The organism is Pseudomonas sp. ES3-33, assembly GCF_000952175.1.
Lineage (GTDB): Bacteria > Pseudomonadota > Gammaproteobacteria > Pseudomonadales > Pseudomonadaceae > Aquipseudomonas > Aquipseudomonas gregormendelii.
In genome coordinates, this window is record NZ_JZRI01000020.1 from 16,746 (window position 1) to 28,336 (window position 11,591).

Sequence of the window (11,591 nt, forward strand, 5' to 3'; positions counted from 1 at the left end):
TGCAGCTCTTATTTTGAAGAAATGAGACAAGCAGGGGCATCCGGGCTGGTACCCGGACTATCAGCGTGATCCTAGGTGGCTTGTTTTAGTCGCTGCATTCGGACTTCTGCAAGCGTGCTCGGTGTCGACGCCGGTGGTGTTCCCCTAACCGAGGGTGACCAAGCATGCAAGAAAGCGTGATGCAGCGCATGTGGAACAGCGCCTACCTATCCGGTAGTAACGCTGCCTATGTGGAAGAGCTCTACGAGCTCTACCTGCACGACCCTAACGCTGTGCCAGAAGAGTGGCGCACCTACTTCCAGAAGTTGCCTGCTGATGGCAACACTGCCACCGATGTTTCGCACTCCACGATTCGCGATCATTTCGTCTTGCTGGCAAAGAACCAGCGCCGCGCCCAACCGGTTTCCGCCGGCAGCGTGAGCAGTGAGCACGAGAAGAAGCAAGTTGAAGTGCTGCGATTGATCCAGGCCTACCGTATGCGTGGCCACCAGGCAGCCCAGCTTGACCCGCTGGGGCTGTGGCAGCGTCCTGCACCTGCAGACCTGTCGATCAATCATTACGGCTTGACCAATGCCGATCTTGATACGACCTTCCGTGCCGGCGACCTGTTCATCGGCAAAGAGGAGGCGAGCCTACGCGAAATTCACGAAGCGTTGCAGCAGACATATTGCCGCACCATCGGCGCTGAATTCACGCACATCACCGATTCCGAGCAGCGCCAGTGGTTCCAGCAACGTCTGGAAAGCGTACGCGGCCGTCCGACTTACTCCGCCGACATCAAGAGCCACCTGCTCGAGCGTGTCACTGCCGGCGAAGGCCTGGAAAAATACCTGGGTACCAAATACCCGGGTACCAAGCGTTTCGGCCTGGAAGGCGGCGAGAGCCTGATTCCGATGCTCGACGAGCTGATCCAGCGTTCCGGTTCCTACGGCACCAAGGAAATCGTTATCGGCATGGCCCACCGTGGCCGTCTGAACGTGCTGGTCAACACCTTCGGCAAGAACCCGCGCGAGCTGTTCGACGAGTTCGAAGGCAAGAAGAAGGTCGAGCTGGGTTCCGGTGACGTTAAATATCACCAGGGCTTCTCGTCCAACGTCATGACCACCGGCGGTGAAGTTCACCTGGCCATGGCATTCAACCCGTCCCACCTGGAAATCGTATCTCCAGTGGTCGAGGGTTCGGTGCGCGCCCGTCAGGATCGTCGTAACGACCCTACCGGCGAGAAAGTGCTGCCGATCTCCATCCACGGTGACGCGGCATTCGCCGGTCAGGGCGTGGTGATGGAAACCTTCCAGATGTCGCAGACCCGCGGTTTCAAGACCGGCGGTACCGTGCACATCGTGATCAACAACCAGGTTGGTTTCACCATCAGCAACCCGCTGGACTCGCGCTCCACCGAGTACGCCACCGACGTTGCGAAAATGATCCAGGCGCCGATCCTCCATGTGAATGGCGATGATCCGGAAGCCGTGTTGTTCGTGACCCAGCTGGCGATCGACTACCGCATGCAGTTCAAGCGTGACGTAGTGATCGACCTGGTCTGCTACCGTCGTCGCGGCCACAACGAGGCCGACGAGCCTAGCGGCACCCAGCCGATCATGTATCAGCAGATCACCAAGCAGCGCACCACCCGTGAGCTGTACGCTGATCGCCTGACCCAGGGCGGTGTGCTCGACGCAGAGCGTGTTCAGGCGAAAGTCGACGAATACCGCAACGCGCTGGACAACGGCCTGCATGTTGTTAAAAGCCTGGTCAAAGAGCCGAACAAAGAGTTGTTCGTGGACTGGCGTCCGTATCTGGGCCACGCCTGGACCGCGCGTCACGACACTCGTTTCGACCTCAAGACCTTGCAGGAACTGTCTGCCAAGCTGCTGGAAATTCCGGAAGGCTTTGTGGTTCAGCGCCAGGTTTCGAAGATCTACGAAGACCGTCAGAAAATGCAAGCCGGCGGCCTGCCGATCAACTGGGGTTACGCCGAAACCATGGCGTACGCGACCCTGGCGTTCGAAGGTCACCCGATTCGCATGACGGGTCAGGACATCGGTCGCGGTACGTTCTCGCACCGTCACGCTGTGCTGCACAACCAGAAAGACGCGGGCACCTACATCCCGCTGCAGAACCTGTACAAGGGCCAGCCTCGTTTCGACCTGTACGATTCGTTCCTGTCCGAAGAAGCCGTACTGGCGTTCGAATACGGTTACTCGACCACCACGCCTGAGGCGCTGGTGATCTGGGAAGCCCAGTTCGGCGACTTCGCCAACGGTGCCCAGGTGGTTATCGACCAGTTCATCACCAGTGGCGAGCACAAGTGGGGCCGTCTCTGCGGTCTGACCATGTTGCTGCCGCACGGTTATGAAGGTCAGGGTCCGGAGCACTCCTCGGCTCGTCTGGAGCGTTACCTGCAGCTGTGCGCCGAGCACAACATCCAGGTTGCGGTACCGACCACGCCGGCCCAGATCTACCACTTGCTGCGTCGCCAGGTGATCCGTCCGCTGCGCAAGCCGCTGATCGTGCTGACTCCAAAGTCGTTGCTGCGTCACAAACTGGCCGTATCGACCCTGGAAGATCTGGCCGAAGGTTCGTTCCAGACCGTTATCCCGGAAATCGATGCACTGGACCCGTCCAAGGTCGAGCGCATTGTTCTGTGTAGCGGCAAGGTCTACTACGACCTGCTGGAAAAACGCCGTGCCGAAGGTCGTGACGACATCGCCGTCGTGCGCATCGAGCAGTTGTACCCATTCCCTGAGGACGACTTGAACGAAGTCCTGGCTCCGTACACCAACCTCAAACATATCGTTTGGTGTCAGGAAGAGCCGATGAACCAGGGTGCCTGGTACTGCAGCCAGCACCACATGCGCCGCATCGTTGGCAATCACAACAAGGCACTCGTACTCGAGTACGCCGGTCGTGATGCTTCCGCTGCACCTGCTTGTGGTTATGCATCGATGCACGCCGAGCAGCAGGAAAAACTGCTGCAAGCCGCCTTTACTGTTTAACGCCTTCGCGCACCTGAAACCGAATTTAAGGACCCACAGATAATGGCTATCGAAATCAAAGCCCCCACTTTCCCGGAATCGGTTGCCGATGGCACCGTTGCCACCTGGCACAAACAACCGGGCGACGCTGTAAAGCGTGATGACCTGATCGTCGACATCGAAACCGACAAGGTTGTGCTGGAAGTGTTGGCTACTGCCGACGGCGTGCTGGGCGCAATCGTCAAGAACGAAGGCGAAACCGTTCTGTCCGACGAAGTACTGGGCTCGATCGAAGCAGGTGGCGCCGCTGCCGCTCCAGCGGCTGCCGCTGCTGCTCCAGCCGCTGCCCAAGCCGCTGCTGCTCCTGCTGCCGAAGGCGAAGATGATCCTGTTGCTGCACCGGCTGCTCGCAAGCTGGCTGAAGAGAGCGGCATCAACATCGCCTCCGTTGCCGGCACCGGCAAAGGCGGTCGTGTGACCAAGGAAGACGTGGTGGCTGCTGTTGCCGCCAAGAAATCCGCTCCGGCTGCCGCGCCTGCCAAGGCTGCAGCTCCTGCTGCCGCTGCGCCAGTGTTCGCCGCTGGCGACCGCATCGAGAAACGCGTACCGATGACCCGCGTTCGCGCTACCGTGGCCAAGCGCCTGGTTGAAGCGCAGTCGAACATGGCGATGCTGACCACTTTCAACGAAGTCGACATGACTGAAGTCATGGCCCTGCGTTCGAAGTACAAGGACCTGTTCGAGAAGAGCCACAACGGCGTACGCCTGGGCTTCATGTCGTTCTTCGTCAAGGCTGCCACCGAAGCGCTGAAACGCTTCCCGGCTGTCAACGCGTCGATCGACGGTGCTGATATCGTCTACCACGGCTATGCCGACGTTGGTGTAGCGGTTTCCAGCGATCGCGGCCTGGTGGTTCCGGTTCTGCGTAACGCCGAACTGATGAGCCTGGCTGAAATCGAAGGCGGCATCGCCACCTTCGGCAAGAAGGCGCGTGACGGCAAATTGTCCATGGACGAAATGACCGGCGGCACTTTCACCATCACCAACGGTGGTACCTTCGGTTCGATGATGTCGACCCCGATCGTCAACCCGCCGCAAGCGGCCATCCTGGGCATGCACAACATTCTGCAGCGTCCTATGGCGATCAACGGTCAGGTCGTTATCCGTCCGATGATGTACCTGGCTCTGTCCTACGATCACCGCCTGATCGATGGCAAAGAAGCTGTGACCTTCCTGGTTACCATCAAGAACCTGCTGGAAGACCCGGCTCGTTTGCTGCTGGATATCTGATAGAAGCAGCCACAGGTCTCAAGCCACGCGCTGCATGGATATGCAGCCTGGCTTGAGGCTTGTGGCTTCAAGCTTGTTGCCAAAAGAGGATTTTTTGAATGTCGCAGAAATTTGACGTAGTAGTGATCGGTGCGGGCCCTGGCGGCTACGTGGCTGCCATCAAGGCAGCGCAGCTGGGTCTTTCGACTGCCTGCATCGAGAAATACACCGACAAGGAAGGCAAACTGGCTCTGGGCGGTACTTGCCTGAACGTCGGCTGCATTCCATCCAAGGCGCTGCTGGACAGCTCCTGGAAGTACAAGGAAGCCAAAGAAGGCTTCGCGATCCACGGTATCAATCACGCTGGCGTGACCATGGACGTGGCAGCAATGGTTGGCCGTAAAGCCAACATCGTCAAAGGCCTGACCTCTGGCGTTGCCACCCTGTTCAAGGCCAACGGTGTGACTTCCCTGCAAGGCCACGGCAAACTGCTGGCCGGCAAGAAAGTCGAGCTGACCAAGCCAGACGGCACCGTGGAAATCATCGAAGCCGAGAACGTGATCCTGGCATCCGGCTCGCGTCCTATCGACATTCCACCGGCTCCGGTTGACCAGAACGTGATCGTCGATTCGACTGGCGCGCTGGAATTCCAATCGGTTCCAAAACGTCTGGGCGTTATCGGCGCTGGCGTGATCGGTCTGGAACTGGGTTCGGTCTGGTCGCGTCTGGGTTCCGAAGTCGTGGTTCTGGAAGCACTGGAGAAGTTCCTGCCAGCGGCTGACGAAGCCGTTTCCAAGGAAGCCTTCAAGACCCTGACCAAACAAGGTCTGGACATCAAGCTGGGCGCTCGCGTCACCGGTTCGAAAGTGAACGGCGACGAAGTCGTGGTGAACTACACCGATGCCAATGGCGAACAGAACATCACCTTCGACAAGCTGATCGTTGCCGTTGGTCGCCGTCCAGTGACCACCGAGCTGCTGGCAGCTGACAGCGGTGTGAACATCGACGAACGTGGTTTCGTTTTCGTTGACGACCAGTGCGCCACCAGCGTACCGGGCGTTTACGCAATCGGCGACGTGGTTCGCGGCATGATGCTGGCGCACAAGGCGTCCGAAGAAGGCATCATGGTGGTTGAGCGCATCAAGGGCCACAAAGCCCAAATCAACTATGACCTGATCCCGTCTGTTATTTATACTCACCCGGAAATCGCGTGGGTTGGCAAAACCGAGCAGGTCTTGAAGGCTGAAGGCGTTGAAGTTAACGTCGGCACCTTCCCGTTTGCAGCCTCTGGCCGTGCCATGGCAGCCAACGATACCGGTGGTTTCGTCAAGGTCATCGCCGACGCCAAGACTGACCGCGTGTTGGGCGTCCATGTGATTGGCCCGAGCGCTGCAGAACTGGTTCAACAAGGCGCGATCGGTATGGAATTCGGCACCAGCGCTGAAGACCTGGGCATGATGGTTTTCTCCCATCCGACCCTGTCCGAAGCCTTGCACGAAGCAGCCCTGGCAGTGAATGGCGGCGCCATCCACATTGCCAACCGCAAGAAGCGTTAAGACAAGACAATAAGAAACCACGACGGAGGGCCCGTCGTGAGCCTTGCGTGCAAGACTCACCGCGGAATGTCCGCCGGACGCAGCCTTGCGTAGTCTCACCGGTTATCCGGAACGTCTACGCAAGCAGCAGTCACAGGTGGTGCGGCACTGAACAAGTGCAGCACCGAATGCGCAGTACCTAACGAAGACGGTAATAAGCATGAATCTTCACGAGTATCAGGGTAAGCAGCTGTTCGCTGAGTACGGCCTGCCAGTATCCCAGGGTTTCGCCGTAGACACCCCGGAAGCAGCAGCAGAAGCGTGCGACAAGATCGGCGGGACCGAATGGGTTGTCAAAGCCCAGGTTCACGCAGGTGGTCGCGGTAAAGCGGGCGGCGTAAAGCTGGTTCGCAGCAAGGAAGACGCCAAAGCATTCGCTCAACAGTGGTTGGGCAAGCGTCTGGTGACTTACCAGACTGATGCCAACGGTCAGCCAGTCACCAAGATCCTGGTTGAATCGTGCACTGACATCGCCAAAGAGCTGTACCTGGGCGCTGTTGTTGACCGTTCGAGCCGTCGCATCGTGTTCATGGCTTCCACCGAAGGTGGCGTGGACATCGAGAAAATCGCTCACGATACTCCTGAGAAAATCCTCAAGGCCACTATCGATCCACTGGTGGGCGCTCAGCCATTCCAGGGTCGTGAGCTGGCTTTCCAGCTGGGTCTGGAAGGCAAGCAAGTTGCCCAGTTCGCCAAGATCTTCGTTGGTCTGGCCAAACTGTTCCAGGATCACGATCTGGCCCTGCTGGAAGTGAACCCGCTGGTGATCAAGGCTGACGGCGATCTGCATTGCCTCGACGCGAAGATCAACATCGACGCCAACGCCATGTACCGTCAGCCTAAGCTGAAGACTTTCCACGATCCGTCGCAAGACGATCCGCGCGAAGCGCACGCTGCCAAGTTCGAACTGAACTACGTAGCGCTGGAAGGCAACATCGGTTGCATGGTCAACGGTGCTGGCCTGGCCATGGGTACCATGGACATCGTCAACCTGCATGGCGGCAAACCAGCCAACTTCCTCGACGTGGGCGGCGGTGCTACCAAAGAACGCGTTACCGAAGCGTTCAAGATCATCCTGTCCGACACTAACGTCGCTGCAGTACTGGTCAACATCTTCGGCGGCATCGTTCGCTGCGACATGATTGCCGAAGGCATCATCGGTGCAGTGAAAGAAGTCGGCGTGAAAATCCCGGTTGTTGTTCGCCTTGAAGGCAACAACGCTGAGCTGGGCGCTAAAGTACTGGCAGAAAGCGGTTTGAACATCATCGCTGCTACCAGCCTGACCGACGCTGCTCAACAAGTCGTTAAAGCTGCGGAGGGCAAATAATGAGCGTCCTGATCAATAAAGACACCAAAGTTATCTGCCAGGGTATTACCGGTTCGCAAGGTAGTTTCCACACCCAGCAAGCCATCGAATACGGCACCAAGATGGTTGGTGGCGTAACTCCGGGCAAAGGCGGCACCGAGCACCTGGGTCTGCCAGTGTTCAACACCGTGAAAGATGCTGTAGCTGCCACTGGCGCTACCGCCAGCGTGATCTACGTTCCAGCTCCTTTCTGCAAGGACTCGATCCTGGAAGCTGCTTTCGGCGGCATCAAGCTGATCGTCTGCATCACCGAAGGCATTCCTACCCTGGACATGCTGGACGCTAAAGTTAAGTGCGACGAACTGGGTGTTACCCTGATCGGCCCTAACTGCCCAGGCGTGATCACTCCAGGCGAATGCAAGATCGGCATCATGCCAGGTCACATTCACTTGCCAGGCAAGGTCGGTATCGTTTCCCGTTCCGGCACCCTGACCTACGAAGCGGTCAAGCAGACTACTGACGCCGGTTTCGGTCAGTCGACTTGTGTCGGCATCGGTGGTGACCCGATCCCGGGTTCGAACTTCATCGACATCCTGAAGCTGTTCCAGGAAGACCCGAAGACCGAAGCGATCGTCATGATCGGTGAGATCGGCGGTTCGGCTGAAGAAGAAGCGGCTGCCTACATCAAGGCACACGTGACCAAGCCGGTTGTTTCCTACATCGCTGGTGTGACTGCCCCTGCGGGCAAGCGCATGGGCCATGCTGGCGCAATCATCTCTGGCGGCAAGGGCACTGCAGACGAGAAGTTTGCTGCCCTGGAAGACGCAGGCGTGAAAACCGTGCGTTCGCTGGCAGACATCGGCAAGGCTCTGTCCGAGCTGACCGGTTGGGCTGTCAAGTAAGCTTCGCGCTTAGCTGACGCTCTACAGGCAAAGGCCACCTTCGGGTGGCCTTTGTCGTTTGTGAAGATCAGAGGATCGCAGCCTCGTTTCCCTAGGCACCTCCTACAGGGGATTGCATTCCCACTGTAGGAGCTGCCGAGAGAAACGAGGCTGCGATCCTTTGACTTTTACATACGCAAACGCGACATGGAAATGTCGTGTATCGGATAGTTCGCCCCCTAACAGTGCGTTTGCCGCACAAATTCGTTAGTCTAGCCGCCATTTTGCGTCCGCCGCCCACAAGGCAGCCATGCGCTTAACGGGTCAGTCCCATACGGATCGACAGCATTTCCCTCACCCACAAGGGAAATCCCTCTCTAAATTCCGATTCAGTAGTGTGGTATTTCCTTAATGAAAGTGTTGAAAGGCCAGGACATTCTGGCACTTGGTTTTATGACGTTTGCCCTGTTTGTCGGGGCTGGCAACATCATCTTCCCGCCTATCGTCGGTTTGCAGTCCGGGCCGCACGTCTGGATGGCGGCGTTGGGTTTCCTGATCACGGCGGTCGGCCTGCCGGTGATCACTGTGGTCGCGCTGGCCAAGGTCGGCGGCGCAATGGATGCCTTGAGCAGCCCGATCGGCAAAATTGCCGGTGGCCTGCTGGCCGCCGCGTGCTACCTCGCCGTGGGTCCGCTGTTCGCCACGCCGCGCACGGCCACCGTGTCGTTCGAAGTTGGCCTGGCGCCGTTGACCGGCGAAAGCCCGCTGGCGCTGTTCCTCTACAGCTCGGTGTACTTCCTGCTGGTGTTCTTCATCTCGCTGTATCCGGGGCGTCTGCTGGACACCGTGGGCCGCTTCCTCGCACCGCTGAAGATCATCGCCCTGGCGGCGCTCGGTATAGCGGCGTTCGCGCTGCCGGCCGGTGATATCGGCGTGGCCACCCCTGAGTACGTGGCGGCACCGTTCTCCCAAGGCTTCATCAACGGTTACCTGACCATGGATACCCTGGGCGCACTGGTGTTTGGCATCGTCATCGTCAATGCCATTCGTTCCCGTGGTGTCGAGTCACCTGCCTTGATCACCCGCTATGCGATCATCGCCGGGCTCATTGCCGGTGTGGGCCTGGCGCTGGTGTATATCAGCCTGTTCCGCCTGGGCTCCGGCAGCCATGAAGTGGCCGCTGGCGCAACCAATGGCGCGGCGGTGTTGCACGCTTATGTCCAGCACACCTTCGGCTCCCTGGGCAGTGGTTTCCTGGCGGTGCTGATCTCGCTGGCCTGCCTGGTGACCGCGGTCGGCCTGACCTGTGCCTGCGCTGAATACTTCAGCCGCGTGTTGCCACTGTCCTACAAGACCCTGGTGATCATCCTTGCCGTGTTCTCGCTGCTGGTGTCCAACCTGGGCCTCACCAACCTGATCGCGTTCTCGATCCCGGTCCTGACCGCGATCTATCCTCCGTGCATCGCCTTGGTCGCACTGAGCTTCTGCAAGGACTTCTGGCATGAGCAGGGCCGCATCGTCGGTCCGGTGATGCTGGTGTCGTTCATCTTCGGCCTGATCGACGCCCTCAAGGGTGCGGGCCTGGCGGACTGGATGCCGACCCAACTGACCCATCTGCCACTGAGCGAGCAAGGCCTGGCCTGGCTGGTGCCGTCGGTGATGACCCTGGTGGTCGCGGTGGTGTGTGACCGCCTGCTGGGCAAGCGCGAAGAAGCACTGGCTTAAACGGGTTTGCCAGCCCGTCAAAAGCGAGCTGGAGCCCACATGGAAATGCCCCGTATCAATCGATACGGGGCATTTTTTTATGGGGTGATGCGGTGCCTTTTCTTCTGCGCTAACGTCGAAGCATTGCATACCCATTGCATACCCATTGCAGGAGCCAGCTTGCTGGCGAAGGTCGCGAACCATGGCGCGTGTTTCCGGATAAACGCGTTGCTCTCAGGTTCTTCGCGAGCGAGCTCGTTCCTACAGAGGTATGGTGTTCCGGCCACTCCATCACAAGGACCCGCATGTCGTTCATCCAAGCCAACCTGATCCACCTTCTTGCCGCGCTCTGGTTCGTCATCTGCTGGGGCGGCTACACCCGATACGCCTCGTGGAAAGCCCGGGACACCGCCTGCCTGGCCAGTGTGCTGCACCTGTATCGGGAAGACTGGATGCGCCGCATGCTGCTGCGCGACAACCGTATCGCCGATGCCAGTGTGGTCGGCAACCTGGAGCGCAACGCGTCGTTCTTTGCCTCCAGCACCTTGATTATCCTCGCCGGTATCCTGACCGTCCTCGGCGCGTCGGAGCGGGCGGTTTCGCTGCTGGCCGATATCCCCATGGTGCAACAGGCGTCACAGGGCATGTCCGAGATCAAATTACTGTGCCTGGCACTGGTGTTCGTCTATGCGTTCTTTACCTTCAGCTGGTGCATGCGCCAGTACAACTTCGCGGCGATCCTGATTGGCTCGGCACCAATGGTGGGAGAGCGTCACGTCTCCGAGCAGGAGCGCAAGGCTTTCGCCTCCCGGGCGGCACGAGTCATCTCCATGGCGGCCAACCAGTTCAACTTCGGCCTGCGTTCCTATTACTTTGGCATGACCATGCTGGCCTGGTTTGTCAGCCCCTGGCTGTTCATGTTGATGAGTGCCGGCGTGGTGCTGGTGCTCTATCGCCGGGAGTTTCATTCCGACGTTCTTGATGTGATGGTCTATACCCCTACAGAGGCACCGTTGCCTGACGCAAACAAGGAGGCTGTTTGATGAGTATTCCGTTCTGGTGCGTGTTTATCAGTGCGCTGTTGATCTACGTGGCCCGTATGCCGGTGGCCAAGGCCATGAAAGAGCAGGGGGGCTACAATAATCACCTGCCACGCCAGCAACAGGCACAACTCACCGGGTTTGGTGCACGGGCATTGGCGGCGCATCAAAACAGCATCGAGGCCTTCATTCTTTTTGCGGTGGGTGTCTTGATGGCGCATACCACGCAAACCGCGGGATGGCTGATTGACTCGCTGGCGATCATCTTCGTGATTGCCCGCGTCATCTACCTGTTGTGCTACTGGGCAGACCTGGCCTGGCAGCGCAGCCTGGTGTGGATCGTCGGGTTAGTGTGTTCGTTACTGTTGATGATTAGTCCGACTTTTAGAACGATTTTGCTCTAACTGCAGCTTGCGCCATAAATGACAAGCAAAAGAAAACCCGCACTTGGCGGGTTTTCTTTGGCAGGCTAAAAACTGTCTTAGTTTTTAGGCGCTGCTTCTTTTGCTGCTGCTTCGTTCGATTCGGCCTGAGCTTTGGCAGCTTCGGCGTTTTCTTTGGCCGCGTCGTTCACTTTATCCTGTGCTTTGTTCATGTCTTGCTGAGCTTGCTCAGCATGTTGGTTAGCATCTTGAGCTTTGTCCTCGGATTTTTTATCGCAAGCAGCGAGACCAAGGGAAGCGGTCAACATCAAGGCAATAGCTAAAGTCTTTTGCATGGGGTGTTTCTCCTTATGGAAAGTATCTACTGGCCTTTCGAGCATGGCCGTCAGCGTTAAGTTCCTCCTATCACACAGATATATCTGTCTCTTATACACATCT

Annotated in this window: 9 protein-coding genes; 8 read left to right on the forward strand and 1 reads right to left on the reverse strand. The window is 58.3% G+C overall.

The genetic code is table 11. The features are described 5' to 3' along the window. Nucleotides 1-164 precede the first annotated feature (164 nt). The 8 genes from UB23_RS02490 (at nt 165) to UB23_RS02525 (ending at nt 11,174) form a co-directional block, all read left to right on the forward strand. Entirely contained in the window at nt 165-2,996 is a 2,832-nt protein-coding gene (locus UB23_RS02490; protein ID WP_045057759.1) for a 2-oxoglutarate dehydrogenase E1 component, read from the forward strand. A 42-nt stretch (nt 2,997-3,038) separates the two neighbouring features. After that, a complete protein-coding gene (gene odhB, locus UB23_RS02495; RefSeq protein WP_045057760.1) occupies nt 3,039-4,265 on the forward strand; it encodes a 2-oxoglutarate dehydrogenase complex dihydrolipoyllysine-residue succinyltransferase in 1,227 nt (408 codons plus the stop codon). A 98-nt stretch (nt 4,266-4,363) separates the two neighbouring features. Continuing rightward, nucleotides 4,364-5,800 carry a dihydrolipoyl dehydrogenase gene (lpdA, locus tag UB23_RS02500; protein ID WP_045057761.1) on the forward strand — a complete coding sequence of 479 codons (1,437 nt, stop codon included), beginning with the start codon at nt 4,364-4,366 and terminating at the stop codon, nt 5,798-5,800. 199 nt (nt 5,801-5,999) lie between these two features. Further along, nucleotides 6,000-7,166, forward strand: a complete 1,167-nt coding sequence (gene sucC, locus UB23_RS02505; protein ID WP_045057762.1) for an ADP-forming succinate--CoA ligase subunit beta — start codon at nt 6,000-6,002, stop codon at nt 7,164-7,166. Further along, nucleotides 7,166-8,047, forward strand: coding sequence for a succinate--CoA ligase subunit alpha (gene sucD, locus UB23_RS02510; protein WP_010166265.1), 882 nt, complete (start codon nt 7,166-7,168; stop codon nt 8,045-8,047). Before sucC ends, sucD begins: the two co-directional genes overlap by 1 nt. A gap of 390 nt (nt 8,048-8,437) precedes the next feature. Continuing rightward, on the forward strand, nt 8,438-9,751 hold the full coding sequence (gene brnQ / locus UB23_RS02515; protein ID WP_045057763.1) for a branched-chain amino acid transport system II carrier protein: 1,314 nt from the start codon (nt 8,438-8,440) through the stop codon (nt 9,749-9,751). Between the two features lie 284 nt (nt 9,752-10,035). Further along, nucleotides 10,036-10,773 (forward strand): DUF599 domain-containing protein, encoded by a 738-nt coding sequence (locus UB23_RS02520; RefSeq protein WP_045057764.1) that lies wholly within the window; start codon nt 10,036-10,038, stop codon nt 10,771-10,773. Further along, the gene (locus UB23_RS02525; protein ID WP_045057765.1) at nt 10,773-11,174 is read left to right on the forward strand and encodes an MAPEG family protein; all 402 of its coding nucleotides are present in this window, start codon (nt 10,773-10,775) and stop codon (nt 11,172-11,174) included. The genes UB23_RS02520 and UB23_RS02525 overlap by 1 nt, the downstream gene beginning before the upstream one ends. Nucleotides 11,175-11,251: 77 nt before the next feature. Here UB23_RS02525 and UB23_RS02530 read toward each other — a convergent pair whose 3' ends face one another. Beyond that, complete coding sequence (locus tag UB23_RS02530; protein ID WP_045057766.1) at nt 11,252-11,488, reverse strand: hypothetical protein; 237 nt, start codon at nt 11,486-11,488, stop codon at nt 11,252-11,254. Nucleotides 11,489-11,591: the final 103 nt, after the last annotated feature.